At 61.1% G+C, this 17096-nt stretch carries 16 protein-coding genes; 12 read left to right on the forward strand and 4 right to left on the reverse strand.

What is annotated here, in order from left to right; genetic code table 11:
• The first annotated feature begins 202 nt into the window (after positions 1-202).
• From K663_RS09280 to K663_RS09335, 12 genes are all read left to right on the forward strand, one after another.
• Positions 203-1405, forward strand: a complete 1203-nt coding sequence (locus tag K663_RS09280) for an ATP-binding protein (protein WP_235589406.1) — start codon at positions 203-205, stop codon at positions 1403-1405.
• Positions 1402-2760 (forward strand): GNVR domain-containing protein, encoded by a 1359-nt coding sequence (locus K663_RS09285; RefSeq protein ID WP_062116505.1) that lies wholly within the window; start codon positions 1402-1404, stop codon positions 2758-2760. The genes K663_RS09280 and K663_RS09285 overlap by 4 nt, the downstream gene beginning before the upstream one ends.
• On the forward strand, positions 2757-3665 hold the full coding sequence (locus K663_RS09290) for a P-loop NTPase (protein ID WP_062116508.1): 909 nt from the start codon (positions 2757-2759) through the stop codon (positions 3663-3665). The genes K663_RS09285 and K663_RS09290 overlap by 4 nt, the downstream gene beginning before the upstream one ends.
• Positions 3662-4462: a WecB/TagA/CpsF family glycosyltransferase gene (locus tag K663_RS09295; RefSeq protein ID WP_062116511.1), complete on the forward strand. Its 801-nt coding sequence runs from the start codon at positions 3662-3664 to the stop codon at positions 4460-4462. The genes K663_RS09290 and K663_RS09295 overlap by 4 nt, the downstream gene beginning before the upstream one ends.
• Entirely contained in the window at positions 4455-5798 is a 1344-nt protein-coding gene (locus K663_RS09300) for a polysaccharide biosynthesis protein (RefSeq protein WP_235589407.1), read from the forward strand. Before K663_RS09295 ends, K663_RS09300 begins: the two co-directional genes overlap by 8 nt.
• Positions 5798-7171, forward strand: a complete 1374-nt coding sequence (locus K663_RS09305; protein ID WP_062116516.1) for an O-antigen ligase family protein — start codon at positions 5798-5800, stop codon at positions 7169-7171. Before K663_RS09300 ends, K663_RS09305 begins: the two co-directional genes overlap by 1 nt.
• Positions 7164-8093: a glycosyltransferase gene (locus tag K663_RS09310; RefSeq protein WP_062116518.1), complete on the forward strand. Its 930-nt coding sequence runs from the start codon at positions 7164-7166 to the stop codon at positions 8091-8093. The genes K663_RS09305 and K663_RS09310 overlap by 8 nt, the downstream gene beginning before the upstream one ends.
• The gene (locus K663_RS09315; protein WP_062116521.1) at positions 8090-9034 is read left to right on the forward strand and encodes a glycosyltransferase family 2 protein; all 945 of its coding nucleotides are present in this window, start codon (positions 8090-8092) and stop codon (positions 9032-9034) included. The genes K663_RS09310 and K663_RS09315 overlap by 4 nt, the downstream gene beginning before the upstream one ends.
• Positions 9035-9129: 95 nt before the next feature.
• Positions 9130-10002, forward strand: coding sequence for a glycosyltransferase family 2 protein (locus K663_RS09320; RefSeq protein ID WP_235589408.1), 873 nt, complete (start codon positions 9130-9132; stop codon positions 10000-10002).
• Entirely contained in the window at positions 9999-11126 is a 1128-nt protein-coding gene (locus K663_RS09325) for an endo-1,4-beta-xylanase (protein WP_062116527.1), read from the forward strand. Before K663_RS09320 ends, K663_RS09325 begins: the two co-directional genes overlap by 4 nt.
• On the forward strand, positions 11123-12208 hold the full coding sequence (locus K663_RS09330; protein ID WP_062116530.1) for an acyltransferase family protein: 1086 nt from the start codon (positions 11123-11125) through the stop codon (positions 12206-12208). The genes K663_RS09325 and K663_RS09330 overlap by 4 nt, the downstream gene beginning before the upstream one ends.
• A complete protein-coding gene (locus K663_RS09335; protein ID WP_062116533.1) occupies positions 12205-13134 on the forward strand; it encodes a glycosyltransferase family 2 protein in 930 nt (309 codons plus the stop codon). The genes K663_RS09330 and K663_RS09335 overlap by 4 nt, the downstream gene beginning before the upstream one ends.
• On the opposite strand, the gene K663_RS09340 is transcribed toward K663_RS09335, so the two are convergent.
• The 4 genes from K663_RS09340 to K663_RS09350 all read right to left on the reverse strand — a co-directional run bounded on the left by K663_RS09340 (position 13119) and on the right by K663_RS09350 (position 17021).
• The gene (locus K663_RS09340; RefSeq protein WP_235589409.1) at positions 13119-14042 is read right to left on the reverse strand and encodes a glycoside hydrolase family 16 protein; all 924 of its coding nucleotides are present in this window, start codon (positions 14040-14042) and stop codon (positions 13119-13121) included. The genes K663_RS09335 and K663_RS09340 overlap by 16 nt on opposite strands.
• Positions 13994-14488 carry a hypothetical protein gene (locus K663_RS24870; RefSeq protein ID WP_235589410.1) on the reverse strand — a complete coding sequence of 165 codons (495 nt, stop codon included), beginning with the start codon at positions 14486-14488 and terminating at the stop codon, positions 13994-13996. Before K663_RS24870 ends, K663_RS09340 begins: the two co-directional genes overlap by 49 nt.
• Before the next feature lie 143 nt (positions 14489-14631).
• Complete coding sequence (locus K663_RS09345) at positions 14632-15975, reverse strand: UDP-glucose dehydrogenase family protein (RefSeq protein WP_062116536.1); 1344 nt, start codon at positions 15973-15975, stop codon at positions 14632-14634.
• 284 nt (positions 15976-16259) lie between these two features.
• On the reverse strand, positions 16260-17021 hold the full coding sequence (locus tag K663_RS09350) for a competence/damage-inducible protein A (RefSeq protein WP_062120605.1): 762 nt from the start codon (positions 17019-17021) through the stop codon (positions 16260-16262).
• Between the last annotated feature and the right edge of the window lie 75 nt (positions 17022-17096).

The following is a 17096-nucleotide window of genomic DNA, read 5'->3' on the forward strand; positions in this document are numbered from 1 at the left end:
CGCGCAGGACCGGCCAAGCGGCATGCTGGACTGGCTCGCTTCATTTCGCCGCAGCATGCCGCGTACGGAAACCCCGACCCCAGGCCCGCGCATGACAGCGCCAGAACCTCTTTTGTTGGACACGCCCGCACCCCCTGGCTTTCGGCCGGTCCACCAAACCGAAGAAGCTCATGAAGCTCCTCGCCCTCTATCGATGGGCGCAATGGCGACGCCGCTAAAGCCAATCAGCCTGCGGCGGGACTCCATCTACAGCGCCTTCAGCACGGCGATGCCTGTGACGGACCGCCATGGACTGGCGGGGCGCAACAGCGAGTTGGAAAAACTGGTCGAGGCCATCGTCGTCCAGCGCAAACACGCGGTCATTTTTGGGACGCGGGGTTCAGGCAAGACGTCGCTGGCCAGGGTGTTCGGTGATCTGGCCGACGAAGCCGGCTGCGTCGCGTTGTATGGATCCGCAAGCGGGGACGCGGATTTCGACTCCCTTTTCCGTCCCTTCCTCGCCGAACTGCCCATGAGCACCGCTGGCAAGGAAAAGGCGCGCAAGCTGATGGACGAACCGCTGGATGTGACCCGGCTCGCGGCGCTGCTCGTCGAGGATGTGCGGCAGCGTTCGATCCTGATCCTGGACGAATATGACCGGGTCCGTTCTGACAATGCCAAGTCCGAAGTCGCGACGCTGCTGAAGCTGCTGACGGATATCCATTCGCCGGTACAGGTGGTGTTGGTGGGCATTGCGGGCGATGTGGACGGGCTGATCGCGGCGCATCCATCTCTGCGCCGGCACATCGCGCCACAGCGCGTTGCGCCAATCTCCAAGCCGGAGCTGGAAAGGCTGTTGTTAAGCTGCGCGGAAAATGCCCGGTTGCAGCTTGATCCCGACGCGCTTGACGCGCTGGCAGGGGCAGCCATGGGCTCACCCTATCATGCGCGGCTGTTCGGCATGCAGGCCGCGCTCGTCACAGAGGCTGGCGGGCGCGACCGCATGACGCTGGCCGACGTTGAGCAGGGCCTCGCCTCCGCGCTGGAGGACTGGGCAGAAATGAGCGGGGCCACTCACGCCCTGTTCCGGCGCATCTTGTGGGAAGCAAATGCCAGCCGCCGGATGATCGCGCTGGCGGGCGTTGCGGCGTCGCAGATGTCGGTGATCTCCTACGACCGCCTGGTCCGGCTTGGCCAGGAAGTGCTGGGGGGCGGGTCGATCAATGAAGGGCAGGCCGCGGACGCCATGCGACGATTGCAACCTGCGCTTACCCCAATGCCGGGCGGCGACCTGTTCATGTTCGAAGATACGCTGGCGCCGCAATTTCTGCTGCTGATGGCGAAACAGCCGGCGCCTGCTGTGCCGCCTGCTCCCACCCCCGCCGAAGAAATGCGCGCCATGTTGCGAGGAGTGGACGGGCTATGACCATGAATCCCATAGATCTTCTGTCAGCGGTTCAGGCGCGCTGGCGGACTGCGGCGATGCTGGGTGGTGCATTGTTCCTGATCATCGCCATCATCGCCTTCATGCAGCCGCGCCAATACGCGGCAACGTCTTCGCTGCTGCTGGACTTGTCACAGACGGACCCAACCGATTCCAACGCAAATCAGGGTGCGCGCGTCGAGGTTGATAGCATCCTGGGCACTCAGACCGACGTCATCCGCTCTGCCAAGGTCATCAACGCCGTGGCGAAGGAAGCGGGTTTCGTGGATGCCTTGCCCAAGGATGTGCCGGCCGCGGCGCGGCTGCAGCAAGCGGCCGATCGCGTGCGCGCGAACCTTACGGTAACCAGCGGTCGGCAGAGCAATGTACTGCAGCTCCAATATCTCGACGCTGATCCTGCCACGGCCGCGAAGGTCGCCAACCTCGCTGCACAGGTCTACATGCGCGAACAGGTGGAATTACGCGCCTCCCCGGCCCGCGGTTCAGCCAAGTGGTTTGACGAGCAGACGCAGGAAGTGCGGCGGCGCTATGAAATGGCGCAACGACGGCTGTCGGATTTCCAACGCGCGCACGACATCATCGGCATCAACAGGATGGACCTGGAAGCCGAGAAGCTGAAAAACATGTCCTATCAGCTGACACAGGCGCAGGCTGAAGCCGCTGCGGCGCGGTCAAAAGCCGGCGCGGGGGCGGTGTCGGACATCGAAGGGTCGCTGATCGTGCAGAACCTGCAGGAACAGGTGGCCACGCAATCAGGCCGGGTTTCCGAACTGTCGAAGACGCTCGGCCCGAACCATCCCAGCATGGTCGCCGCCAATGCTCAGCTATCGGAACTCCAGTCGAAGCTCGCGGCCGCACGGTCGAGCCAGGCAGGCGCAGTCAGCGCGAACAGCGTTGCGGCCAATCGCCGCGAGGGCGACCTGAAGTCCAACATGGCCGGGCAGGAGGATCGGATGATCCGCATGTCGGATGTGCAGGACCAGCTGATGGTGCTTCAGCGTGACGTCGATGCTGCGCGGCAGACCTATGACACCGTCCGCCAGCGCTTCAACGAAGCGACGCTCAAGAGTCAGATCTCGCAGCCCAATGCGAGCCTGCTGGACGAGGCGGCTGTCCCTCTGTTTCCCGCAAAACCGAACCTGATGCTCTGGCTCATCGCTGGCGTGGCGCTTGGCCTTGTGGGCGGCGTGGCGGCTGTCATCATCGCCGAGATACTGAAACCCCGCGTTCGTTCGGCCGCTGGCGTTGCCCGCGCCACCGAAGTCGAAGTCATCACCGAATTGATGCCGGCGCCCGCCCGCGGGGTCTGGTTCTTCAAACAGCAGGAGGCCGCATGAGACTGCGTTCCACAGCAGGCGCCCCGCCCCAGTTGATGCCGGGCGGTGGGACCGCCGCACTGCGTCCCCGCACACGCGACAATCACAGCTTTGCCAAGCTGGCGGTCGATCATGGTTTCTTGGCCGAATCGGATATCACCCGCGTCGATGTGCATGCACGGACTCAGGGCCTGCCATTTCCTGATGCGGCGATCGATCTGGGAATGCTCGATAGCGAGGCAGCCGGTCTGCTGGCTGCGTTGGCGGGCGGATTTTCGCTGCTGCCCGCAGGCGACCAGCGGATCGATCCACAGGTCATCGCGGCTTTCGATCCGGCAAACCCTTACGCCGCCAAGATCAGGACGATCCGTGCCAAGATGAAGGCAGCGGCTGCTGGCGGCGATCCTTCGTCCCTTCGACTGGCGGTGCTGTCGGTTGGCGCAGGCGACGAGGCAGCCATCATCGCCGCAAACCTTGCGGTGGTGCTGGCGCAGATGGACGGGCAGACGATGCTGGTCGATGTGGACATGGTAAACCCCTCGCTGGACCGGCTATTCCGGGTCGAGAACAAGGCCGGGCTTGCAGAGCAGCTGATGGGCAGCGCGGCATTGCTGCCCGCGTCAAAGACGGCAATCGAAGGATTGTGGCTGATGACCGCTGGCCGCGCATCGGGCAGCGCGTCGAGCATGATCACGCGCGGTCCGCTTGCGGACACCGCCAATGGCTGGGGCCTGCGGGAAACATCGATGCTGTTCTACCTGGCCGAAGGCAAGGGGGAACAGACGCCGTTCGGGAGCATATTGACCGGATTCGACGCCGTGGCCATCGTCGCCAGGCGCGGTGACACTGCCATCGCCGATATGCGCCGCATCATTGACGATTTGGACAGGCAGGGCGTACCGATCGCCGGGACGGTGATTGCATGAGTGCCGACCGGGCGCTGCGCCAGCCCTTTCCGTCTGCGGAAGGACTTGAAAAGAGCGTGATGGTTGGCGGCGTGCCTGTCTCCACCCTCTCCCTCGATGCGTTGATCAATAAGATGCTGCGGGATGCCCCCCTGCGCCGGATGCAGAAGCAGCCGCCTCTGCTGGTTTTCGACTGTAACGGTCAGGGACTGTCCATGAATGCAAGCGACGCGCAGTTCCGGGCAGACCTCAACCAGGCCGACCTGATCCATGCCGATGGGCAGATCATCGTCATGGCGTCACGCTGGTTCGGCAATACACCCATCGCGGATCGATCCAGCACCACCGACATGTTCATAGACAGTCTGGTTCCTGCGGCGAAGCAAGGCGTGCGCTACTATTTGCTGGGCGGCGAGGAGAAAGTGAATGCGGAGTGCGCGCGCCGTGTCATGGACGCCGCGCCCGGACTGGAATTGGCCGGTCGGCGCAACGGCTTCTGGTCTCGCGAAGATGAGGATGCCGTGATCGAAGAGATCAATGCGACAGCCCCTGATGTGCTATGGGTCGGCACCGGCAAGCCGCGCGAGCAGGAATTCTGCGTTCGCAACAAGGACAGGATAAACGCCGGTTGGGTAGTGACCTGCGGCGGGCTCTATAATTATGTGACCGGGGACTATCCCCGCGCGCCGATGTGGATGCAGAAATCTGGCTTGGAATGGCTTCACCGGATGGTGACGCGTCCCAGGCAGCTCGCTTGGCGCTATATCACCACCAATCCACATGCCCTGTGGCTGATCTGGAAACATCGCCATGGCTGAAGGACGGGCTGAATCGGACGCCCTTCCTGCTCCCCTCACTCAGGCGGGAGGGGCGAGCGTTGAGCATGTCTCGTCTCCCCTTGCACAGCGAAAGGGGCTTGGCGCCTTGTTGGGTCGTTTCGGCGTAGCCAGCCTGTCGTCCGCAATCGTATCGGTCAGCCATCTTGGCGTACAGCTGTTTTCGATCCACCATCTCGGCACTGCTGCGATCGGCACCTTGGCCTTTCTACTGGTGATCATCCAGTTCGGCTACGGCCTGTCGAACGCGCTGGTATCTACGCCCTACACGATCGCGGTCAATCAGGGCGACGATGCCGACAGCAAATCGTTCGACTTCTTCTTTCCGGTAAACCTGCTGCTGGCGCTCAGCCAGGGATTGCTCTGCGCGGGCATAGCGTGGGCGACGGCGTCGCCATCGGCGGCGGCGATGTTCGGGCTGGCAGGGGCCTTGTCCCTCGTGCGCTGGTTCGGGCGGTCTAATGCCTATGCGCATCACGCCCCCACTCGCGCGGCACGATCAGACCTTGCTTATGCCGGGACAATCGTTGCCGGGCTGCTGATTGCAACGCGCATCGGGGCTGATCTCGCCAGCATCGGCGTCATGCTCGTTGCGGCTAGCCTTGTGGGCCTTACGCCCTTCGGCCTGGCTTATCTGCGGCGACATATCGCGATGGGGCCGGGGCGCGCCTTGAGCGGTTACCGGCCAGTGTGGCGGGAGCAATCGGCCTGGACGCTGGTGGGCGTATTATCGACCGAAGCGACCTCCAACTCACATAGTTATATCGTTACATTGCTCGCTGGACCGACAGCCTTTGCGCCGGTGGCGGTAGGGATGCTGTTCTTTCGGCCGGTGAATGTGTGCATCACTGCGCTCACCCAACTTGAACGGCCGCGCATGACCCGCGCAGTAGCCAGCGGCGATCATGCAGGAGCGATCAAGTCGGAACGCATCTTCATGGTCGCACTGGTTCTTCTGTGGGCGGCGACCTGCGGCGTCGCGGCGGTAGTGCTCTTCGGTTTTCCGCAGCTGATCCTGAAGCCCACACTCGACCATGAACTGGTGGCGATTGCCGTCGGACTATGCGCCCTGCTTTCTCTCGTCCAGTGCGTCCAGGCGCCCATGAGCGTCATGACGCAGGCGCGTAAGGCATTCAGGCCCCTTGCAAACCAGAGTCTGCGCAGCTGTGGCGTGGGACTTGTCGCGGTGACCCTGCTGACGCTGGCGGTGGCCCCCATTTTTTCCATCGCGGGCGTCGTACTGTCGCAATTGGTGATGATGCTGGGCATCTGGCAGATCGACCGGAAATGGCGCGCCCAGCACGGAGTGGCAGGCTGATGGCCTCCACCTGGCATCGCATCGGCAATGCGCCCTCACCCGCCCTGCCCGCCTCATCTGGTGCGGAGCAGGACAGCCGCATGGTTGTGGTCACGCAGATCTTCTACTTCGTGTTCCTGATGATGGTATTCATCGGCCAGCAGCCCTTCGCGTCGCGCACGCAGGACGAATTGGTTGCTATGGCGGCGGATAACGACGGATCGGACCTTTTCAAGCAGGCCTTGTTCATCGGCTTTGCCCTCCTGCTGACGGCAGTGCAGATGCTGCGTCAGCATCCTCTGAAATACCGTTTCACCTTCTGGCCCCTGGCGATCATGCTCGTCTGGTTCCTGATCACATGCAGTTGGGGCGTGGATCCCTTCGTATCCTTCAAACGTGTGATGCAACAGTTTATCGTGATTTACATCACCTTCTGCGCGCTGGCGCTGATGGGGCCGGAAAGGCTGTTCGCCGCCCTGCGGTGGGCGTTGATCACGTCACTGATTATCTGTTGGATAGCCATGCCGCTGACCCCTGCGGCGGTGCATCCACCCACCGAGAGCGACAAGGCGCTGATCGGCGCATGGAGAGGCTTTTTCTTCCACAAGAATATCGCGGGAGCGGTGATGGCATTGTGCTTCATCGTTTGCGGCAATGCGTGGATCGACCGACGAAAATGGTATTACGCGCTGTTCGCTCTCATGGCTTTCCTGTTCGTAGTCGGTACGAAGAGCAAGACGTCCCTGGCGCTATGCATAGGCATGCTCGTGATCAGCAACATCTACAGGGCGCTCAGCGATAGCACGCAAAAGCGGGCGATCCTGCTCATGATGCTGGGCTTTGGCATGGTGGGGTTCCTGGCGCTCTATATCGCCTATCAACCGACAATCGAACGGCTTTTCGCCGACCCCACCAGCTTTACTGGGCGTGTCTCGATCTGGCAGGTGGTATTCGATTATCTGGCGGATCATCCCTATCTGGGGGCTGGCTTCGGCGGTTTTTGGCAGGTCGGCGCAAATTCCCCCGCTCATGACTATTTAAACCAGCAGTTTCAGATGCTGACGGCCCACTCGCATGATGGATATCTGGAAATCCTCGTAACGACCGGGCCACTCGGACTGATCATGCTGCTGGTCAGCTTTTTGGCGCTGCCAGCCTATTGGTTCCTGACCGGCTCCACCAAGCAAAACCAGCATCTGATGGTGCCTGCCTTCGCGGTCTGGGTGTTCGTCATGTATCAGAATCTGCTGGAAACCAGCTTCTTCGACAAAGACCGGCAGGTCTGGGTGATCTTCCTCGCAGCCATCGCGACGGCGCACGCAACCTTCAAGGCCAGGCCGCGCGCCCAATGGCAGCGGCGGCAAATTTCTTCAGCGGAGACGGCTCATGGCTAGGATCATAATTTGCGTCGCCACATGCAATCGACCGCTTGGATTGCAGCGGACGCTGGAGTCAATCGCCATGCTGGATACGGCTCATAGCGTGGAGGTGCTGGTCGCCGATAATGACGCGGGGCGGCGCGAAGGGATGGCGGTGGTCGAGCGTCTGGCCTCACAGGGCTATCGTTGGCCGGTGAAGGCCTTGCTGGTGGCGGAACGCGGCATACCGCTGGTGCGCAACGCGCTGGTGGCTAAAGCTATCGCGACGCCTGGCGTCACGCATGTCGCCATGCTTGACGATGACGAAGCAGCATCACCAGCCTGGATCGACGCCTTGGTCGGTGCGGCAGATCGGTGGGACGCTGACGTGGTGGGTGGCGCGGTGGCGCGCGAGATGGACAACCATCTTGCCCCCTGGGCCGCGCGGCATCCGCTGTTGCAGGCCAAGCGGCGCGGTATGTCAGGGCCGGTAAAGCTCATCGATAGCACCGCCAATGTGCTGATTTCCACCACTGCGTTACGCGCGATGGGCCAGAACCCGTTCGACGAGCGAATGGCGCTGACCGGCGGCTCCGACAAGCAACTGTTCACGCGAATGGCCCGCCAAGGGTTTCGTTTCGCATGGGCTGAGGATGCACTGGTGACGGAACTCATTCCGGCAAGCCGCGTAACCGCAAGATGGCTGCTCATGCGTGGCTATCGTCTCGGCATGACCGACATGATGGTGGAGCGGTATCACAAGGGGCGGCTTCGCACATTACTGGGCGAAGTGCCCCGCATCGTGGTCGGCGTCCTAGTGGGCACCCTCGGCGCGGTGGCCACGCTCGACCGAGGCAAGCGGGTCGTGCGGCTGGGCAAGCTATACCGCGCTGTTGGCAAGATCGCCGGTATCGCCGGATTTCAATATGAAGAATATCGAAAGGTGCACGGCGCATGACAGATGCAGCCCCCTTCTTCTCCGTTGTCATTCCGCTTTACAATCGCGCCGAGATCTTAACCGATACGATCCAGTCGGTGCAGGCGCAGGACTGGCAGGATTTCGAGATCATAGTCATTGATGACGGATCCCGTGATGATCCGGAGACCGTGATCAAGGCAATCGGCGACCCTCGAGTACGCTACATCCGACAGCATAATGCGGGTGGCGGCGCTGCCCGCAATCGCGGGATCGAAGCATCCCGCGGACGACACATTGCTTTCCTGGATTCCGACGATCTGTTCCTACCGGGAAAACTGTCCACCATGGCCAAGGCGCTGAATAAGGATGACGGGCGGACGGTGCTATATTCCCGGATGAAGGTGGATAGAGGTGTCGATCGCTACTGGATCAGGCCCGATCGCGGCATTCGCGACGGTGAGGACGTCGGCGAATATCTCTTCTGCGCCAATCAGTTCATGCAGACCTCCACCATGGTGGTGCCTCGCGATCTGGCCCGTAAGGTGCTCTTCGATCCGGCGCTCAAAAAAGGGCAGGATCTCGACTTCTGTGTACGGTTGCAAAGCGCAGGCGCCCGGTTCCGGATGATCGAACAGCCGTTGACGGTCTGGCTGGATGCGACCGAAGCGGGGCGCACTTCCTATGTGCGGGGCTATGAAACTTCGCTCGATTGGCTCGATCGCTGCGGCCACATGCTGACAGAGCGAGCGCGGCGAGGTTATCGCGCTACGGTGCTGGCCTATCATATGGCGCCCATCCGCCCAGTCGCGGCACTGCGGGATCTGGCAGTGGGGCTGTTCGCGGGCGGTGTCCCGCCCAAGGTTGTCGCCCGGCAGGTCTTGAGATCCTACCTTCCCAAGCGGCTTTATCGATCGCTTGTCAACGGCTTCGTCCTACGCTTCGGCAAGGGCGATCCCGTCCATGGCGGGGCGCGGTCGTGATGAGCGCCTGGCAACCTCCATCCCAGCTACGGGCGGCTGTAGCCCAGCCCATCTTTTCCATCATAATCCCTACTTATCAGCGACGCGAAGCCGTGATGGCTGCTGTTCTCTCAGCGTTGGAACAAAGCATCGCGGTCATAGAGGTAATCGTCGTCATCGACGGTTCGACCGACGGCACAGAAATCGCCTTGGGCGCGATCAAGGACCCGCGCCTGACCATCATCGTACAGCAGAATCGAGGCGCGTCAGCCGCCCGCAATGCGGGTGTCGATCACGCACGCGGGCTTTACGTCGCCTTTCTCGATTGCGACGACCGTTTCCTGCCGCATCACCTCGCCGATCTTTTACCCTTGCTGGAGGAAGGTGAAAATATTGTCGCCTATGCCCAGGTGCTAGCGGATCGCGGCGGCGGGCGCAGTTTCCTCAAACCACCCCGCGCGATCGCCAGTAATGAGCGGGTAGATCGCTACCTGATGTGTGACCGCGGCTTCATCCAGACCAGCAGCGTGGCGCTTCGCCGCTCGCTCGCCGAAAAGGTGCGTTATCGGGAGGATGTGAAGTTCGGCGACGACACCGACTTCGCCCTCCGCCTGTCACTCGCGGGTGCCCGGTTCGTAATGGCAGACAGACCGGGCACGATCTGGGCGGATAGAACGACAGAAGACCGGCTATCGCAGGTACGCGGCAATATCGGCAGTCTGGCTTGGCTCGCCGATTTGCGACCTTACATCTCAGCCCGCGCCTTTTCCGGCTATATGGGCTGGCACGCGGCAAAGAGCATCTGGCCGACCAGCCGCAGCCGGGCGATGCGCTATTATCTCGCAGCATTGCTGCACGGTGCATATGGGCCGAGGCTGGCAGCAGCGGTACTGATGCAGATCGTCCTTCCCGACACTGCCTATCGTCGCATCTGTGACAAATGGATCGACTTCATACGGCTCTTCGCCGGAAGGATGCAGCGGCTATGAAGCGGCGGGATTTTCTTGCAAGCGCTGTGGCGCTGGCTGCCTGCTCGCCCGTGCCCCCTGGCGTCGCGCGAAATATTTCACACTATGGTCTTGCTCAACATGCACGCAGGTCTGGTCGCCATTTCGGCGCGGCGGTGAAATCCCGGCTGCTGCGAGAGGATACGGCTTTTCGCGAGGCAGTGGTGCGGGAATGCGATGTTGTCGTGCAGGAATATGAACTGAAGCGGGGCACAACCGAACCCAAGCCGGGGAAATATGACTTCAGCGGGGCGGATCAGATCATCGATTTCGCCCAGGAACATGGCATGAGCGCACGCGGCCATGCTTTGGTGTGGTATGCCGCCAACCCTCCCTGGCTCGAACCCGCGCTGAATGCAGCCAACGGGAAGGCACGGCAGCAGTTGATGACCAGCTACATCGATGTGGCAATGCGCCGCTATGCCGGGCGGATTAGCGAGTGGGATGTGGTCAATGAGGCGGTGGAACCCAATGAGGGCCGGGCCGACGGCATGCGAATGGGCAGCATGTGGATGAAGGCGCTGGGCGAGCATTATATCGACATCGCATTCCACAAGGCACGGGATACCGATGAACAAGCGATGCTGTTCCTGACCGACTTCGGCCTCGAACATGATTCCCCTCGCTGCGAACGACGGCGAACGGCGCTGCTGAAGCTGCTCGACAGGCTGATGGGACGAGGCGTACCAATCGACGCAGTTGGCATACAGGGTCATCTGAAACCCTATAAAGAACGATTCAATGAGCGACAGTTTGCTGAATTCCTGCGCACGTTGAGCGGCTATGGACTGAAACTCTCGATCACCGAGTTCGATGTCGCAGATCGCGGGGGTCCGCCCAGCCCGGATAAGCGCGACCGGGAAGTCGCCTCCATGGCCAAGGCGTTTCTCGACGTTGCACTCGACAATCCGGCGATGGAGTCGATCCTGTGCTGGGGCTTGTCGGACCGCTATTCCTGGTTGTCCAATTTCCCTGAATATAAATGGCCGGACGGTCAGTTGTCGCGTGGACTCCCGCTGGACGCGAAAATGGGCCGCAAGCCCCTTTGGGACGCGATCGCCGCCGCATTCGATTCAGCGCCTGCCATGAGGAGCCGCAGCGCATGAGGGTTGCTTCACTGACCGGATTGCGCGGGGTCGCCGCCGTTTCGGTGCTTTTGTACCATATCCCGCATCAGCCGGCCTTTGCCGACTTTGCCATCCCCCTCTTCTCACGAGCCTATCTGGCCGTAGACCTGTTCTTCATCCTCAGCGGCTTCGTGATCTCTTATGGCTATCACGATCGGGTAGTGAAGCATCTCGCGATGCCAAGCTACATCGATTTCCTCATGAATCGGATGGCGCGGGTCTGGCCGTTGCACTTGGTCGTGACGCTTGTGTTCGGCCTGCGCATCCTGCTCAATGTATCAGGCAACCAATCCATCGAGCTGACGCCTGCCAATGTCCTCAGCAACCTCTTCATGGTGCAGAGCTGGGGTTGGGGCACCCAGCCCATTGCGGGTAACAGCTGGTCGGTCAGCACGGAGGTTGCCGCCTATCTCATCTATCCTCTGATCGCGATCATGGCCTTTTCGCGCTGGGCCTTGGTGCAGGCGGCATTGTGCATCATGCTGCTGACCCTTGTCGCCTCATCAGGCTTGGGATCCAGCGGGCCGTTGGACGTGAATGAGAATGACAGCGTTCTGACGCTGTTGCGCTGCCTTGCCGGCTTTTCCCTTGGCGTGCTCACCTTCCGTATTGCCGACAAGTCCTGGTGCAGGGCGCTGATCGACCGGCGCGGCGGCTTCGCGATTATCTGCGGCCTGATCGCGCTGGCCCTGCTGCTGCCTCGGGCTGACATACTGGTCGTCTGCCTGATGCCGTTGCTGGTATTGAGCTGCTATTATGACGGCGCTGCGGCCCGCGCAGTAATGGCCAATCCAGTCAGTTTCCACCTTGGGCTGATCAGCTATTCCATCTACCTGTGGCACCCGCTGGTGAGAGACGTTGCAGCGCGGGCGATGACTGTCGCGCAGCGGCACGGGATCTCCGGGATTGACTGGCTATTCGTCGCCGGAATGATCGGTGCGACATGGCTGATTTGCTGGGTGAGTTACCTGCTGATCGAGATTCGCGGGCACCAGTTGATCAAATGGCTGCAACGCGGCAGGCCAGAACGGCCCCGCTCAATTGAGGCGGCGGCACCATGACGGATGGCAAGGCGATCTGGATCGCCATACCGACCTTCAGGCGGCCGGCCGAATTGCGACACCTTCTGGAAACACTAGCGTCCATTATCGACCGAAGCGACGTCATGCTGCTGATCGCCGACAATGACGGCGACGCGCAGCAGGGCGGGGCCGTTTTGCAGGCGTTAAAGCTGGAAGGCTATCCGCTTCCCCTCACCTTACTGCCCGTGCCAGAGCCCGGTCTGTGCGCCGTTCGAAACGCCATATTCGCCACGGCCATGGCCGATCCCATGATGCGCTTCATTGCAATGATCGATGATGATGAATGGCCGCAGCAGGGCTGGCTGGACGCTCTGCTTGCCTGTCAGGCGCAGGTTGCGGCCGACGTAGTGGCAGGCCCTGTGGATTTCCATTTCACCGGCAAGCCTCCGCGGTGGGCGTTGCAGACCCTGGTGTTCCGGCCGGAGCAACGCGCCTGGGGTGCCACCGGAATGCTGTGGGCAAGCAATAACCTGCTGGTGAGCCGTCGGGCGCTGGGATTGATCAGCCATCCGTGGTTCGACATGCGCTTCAACCGCAGCGGCGGCGAGGACCTTGATTTCCTCGCGCGCCTCCGGGAAGCGGGAGCTCGCTTCGCCTGGGCTCCCCAAGCGCGGGTGAGCGAATGGGTGCCAGCCGAGCGTGCGAAGCTGTCCTGGGTGTTGAAACGCATGTGGCGGATCGGCTTCAGCGAGACTCTCACACGGCGCAAGCAGAATCCCGGAATGGCTGGGCAGATGATGTTGCTTGGTCGAACCCTCGGCATCCTCACGGTTCGAACCGCTGGCCTTGCAATGATGATGCTGCCCGGCGCACGCCGAGTGGACATAGCCGGGCAGTGGATCAAATGCTGGGGGCGCCTCTATGCCCTGTCAGGCGGCGCCCACAGCCATTATGGCGCGCTATAGATGCGGAAGCTCTTGATGATCATGTCGCCAGAACCATCATCGTAACTGCCGGTCGTTTTCACCGCCACATCCATAATCGGATACCAGCGATGACCTTGGAACGGATTGACTGATTGGTAAGTCTCCACCCCATCGACGAACCAGGTAATATAGTCGCGCTGGATATCCACGGCGAAACGATGAAAGCTCTGCGAATAGCCTTTCAGCCCATAGGCTTGTTCGGTCTGGATCGCGACGCCCCGCTGAAAACTACGCGTTCCGCCCGAACCGCCGTGGATAGCCTGGCCGGCATGACGGTCGAAATCCCAATAGCTTTGATAGCCGAAGCCCTCATAGACATCGATTTCCGGCGGCCAGCCGCTGGTCGAGATTAGCCAGAAGGCGGGCCAGGATCCGCGGCGGTTGGGCATCCTGGCTTCCCACTCATATTGGCCGTAGCCGATCTGGGACGCCAGAAAGTTGCGGCCGTCAAGCACCGACGCGCCATAATACCAATTCTGCCCTTCATGATAGATGGGCGACTTGAGTTTCTGGCTATGCAGCACGAGGCCTTGCGTGCCCCAATATACCGGGCCTTCAACGCCTGGAAAGAGGCTGGAATCGAGATACAGGCCCGTTTCGCCATTGGCGACCTGGGTACGGCCATGCGACAGGGAGGTCGCCCAACGGTTCCATCCGCCATCAGGAGAACGCTTGTGCGTTTCCTTCTTCAACTCGAACTGAAGTGTGCCGGTCGTCGCAAAGGTACGCGGCTGGCGAAATGACGCCGTAGCCTTGGCGGTAGGCGCGACATTGCTTGTCGCGGTTATGGTGGCAAAAGACTGTCCCTGCAAACCACCCCATGGCGTTTCGCGTAGCTTCAGCTGAAACTGCTGGCCCTCACCCGCGCTGATGATCGGGACTGCCACCGTCTGGACGAGTGGATCGCCGGGTCGGAAATAACGACGGTATCGATGGTCTGGTAATTATAGCCCGATAGCGCGCGCAACGTACCGGATCCATTTACCGTGATGACCCTCGCGATGACCGTGTTAGGAGTCGGGCGATCCAGCGTCACTGGCACATAGGCAGTACCGGCTCCTGGTTGAAAGGTCGCATTGCCGAGCGACAGGGTCGCCTTTTCTGGCAGCTTTGTACCGTCTACGAAATCGAAGTTCGAAAAACTCGATGTGATAGTTGACGTCGTTCCGGCCGATGACGAAGTAGTCGTCGTCGATGATGACGTTGCTGCTCCGCTACTGAGCAGGGTTGTCGTTGATCCGGTGGATGTGCCTGTCGATGTAGAACCCGTGGAAAGAATGGTCGCGGCCCCCGCCGCCATGACGCAAAGAAGCGATACTCCGGCTCCAATCATGGAGCCAGTCAACCTGATATTCATTTTTGCAACCCCCGTTGTTAGTCCTCTAAGCGTCCTACAGTGAGATTAACAAAAACTTCTGGTCAACAACGGCTCGTCGTAAAGCGGCAGCATTTGCGACGAGCCGCTTTCATCACGCCTTATTCGGCCGCCTGGATCAACGGTTGTGGTTCGGGTACCGCGCCACGGCCGACGCTGACATAGGTGAAGCCAGCGGCTTCTGCATCCTCGAAACGGTAAATGTTGCGAAGATCGACCAGACCATCCCCGCCCATCAACGACCGCAGCCGCGGCAGGTCTAATGCACGAAGCGCGTCCCACTCGGTGACGATCACCACCGCGGACGCACCCTGTGCGGCTACATAAGGGCTGGTGCAGAATTCAACGTCTCGCAGCATCGTCCGTGCCGCATCCATACCCTCTGGGTCATAAGCACGCACCTGTGCGCCGCCGTCCTGAAGCGCCTGGATGATCGAAAGCGATGGCGCGTCACGCATGTCGTCAGTGTTAGGCTTGAAGGTAAGGCCCAGCACCGCGATGGTCTTGCCTCGGACGGAGCCATTGCACACTGCAAGCACCTTGCGGGCCATGGCGCGCTTGCGGCTTTCGTTAATGGCCACCGTGGCTTCGATGAGGCGGATCGGCGCGCCTGCATCTTCTGCCGTTTTTACTAGCGCCACCGTATCCTTCGGGAAGCAGGAACCGCCGTAGCCCGGTCCCGCGTGCAGGAATTTCGATCCGATCCGGTTGTCGAGACCAATGCCGCGGGCAACCTGCTGCACGTCAGCGCCGACATGCTCGCACAATTCCGCGATCTCGTTGATGTAGGTGATCTTCATTGCCAAGAATGCATTGGCTGCATATTTGATCAGTTCACTGGTGCGGCGACCGGTGAACTGAATCGGTGCCTGGTTCAGGTAGAGCGGGCGATAGACCTCTTCCATAACCGGACGCGCGCGATCATCTTCTATGCCGATAACAATGCGGTCAGGCCGCTTGAAATCCTGGATCGCCGCGCCCTCCCGCAAAAATTCCGGGTTGGAAGCCACTGCGAACTGCGCGCGCGGGTTCGTTTCGCGGATGATCCGATCAACCTCGTCGCCGGTGCCCACCGGCACGGTGGATTTGGTCACGACCACGGTGAAGTTCGTCAGGGCAGAAGCAATCTCCCGCGCAGCATCATAGACATAGCTCAGGTCGGCATGACCGTCGCCACGGCGCGCGGGCGTTCCGACCGCGATAAAGACGACGTCAGCCTGCGCCACCGACGCCGCAACATTCGTGGTGAACGTCAACCGCCCCGTCTTAACATTCCGTGCAATAAGGTCGGCCAAGCCAGGCTCGTAGATCGGCACCCCGCCTTCACTTAGTACAGCGATCTTTGCCGCATCCTTGTCGACACAGATGACATCATGGCCGAAGTCCGCAAGGCAAGCGCCAGAAACCAATCCGACATAGCCCGATCCGATCATCACGATCCGCATCACCTATTCTCCCTTTAAACGGCATCCACCGCGCGGAGACCCAAGGAAAAAGGACGCGCAAGGCCGCTCCCTAAAACAAGGGATTTAACAGGCCAGCCTTTCACCGTTGATCAGACGCACGGGCGCCAGGCCCAACATCCAAGAGCTGGAACCAGCCAGCCATTGACGCAGCGCAGCATAGCCCGGGCAGCAAGCCGCATGCAACGCAGCCTGCCGCTTTGCAGCCACATATGGGCGCGGATCAGAGACTTAGCGGGCAGCAAAAAGAGGGTTTGCAAGGATTATCAAATCCCCCCCGCCACTACCGGCCATCCTCCTTGCTCAAGCCGCGCGCTCAGTTCCGCTACGCAGCATTCCAACGATGCCGGATCAGTCGAACGGATCACAAAGTTCGCGCCCGTCTTCCCCTCGCGGAAAAACGGATAGCTGCCGATCTGGCAGTCTTCATACGCGCGCTCGGTCGCGGCCAACATGTCTGCGATCTCGCTTTCCGCGACCCAGCAGCCGATCTGCGCGGACAGAACCGGCCTTCCCCCTTCCAGGGTGCCTGTCAGCATGTCGAGCATGCCCGCAGTGATATGCGGGACGCCCGCCATGATGAAGATATTGCCGTGGCGAATACCCGGAGCGCCGGACATGCGGTTCTCGATAAGGTCCGAACCTGCCGGCACTCTCGCCATGCGCAACCGGGCATCGGTCAACCCGCCCCGTGTTTCATAATAGCCTTGCAGCATCTCGCGGGCCTGCGGATGTATCTCCACCTCCACGCCAAGTGCCATGGCAATCGCATCGACAGTGATATCATCATGGGTCGGCCCGATGCCGCCGGTTGTGAAGAGATAATCATTCCGCGCGCGAAGGGTGTTCACCGCCTCCACGATCGCGTCGCTTTCGTCAGCGACCACGCGCACCTCGCGCAGGCGGATACCTTGCACATTCAGCCAGGACGCGATCTGGGCGACATTCTTGTCCTGCGTGCGGCCGGACAGAATCTCGTCTCCGATCACGATCAGCGCGGCAGTCCAAATACGTTCAGGGGCTGGCATGATGCCGGCCATAGCCTTTGACGGCTCTGCTGCCTAGCCCGCTGCGAACTGGGCCTCGCAATATGCAGGCCGCGC

Origin of the sequence: Sphingobium sp. MI1205, from assembly GCF_001563285.1 — a bacterium.
In the GTDB taxonomy this organism is placed as follows: domain Bacteria; phylum Pseudomonadota; class Alphaproteobacteria; order Sphingomonadales; family Sphingomonadaceae; genus Sphingobium.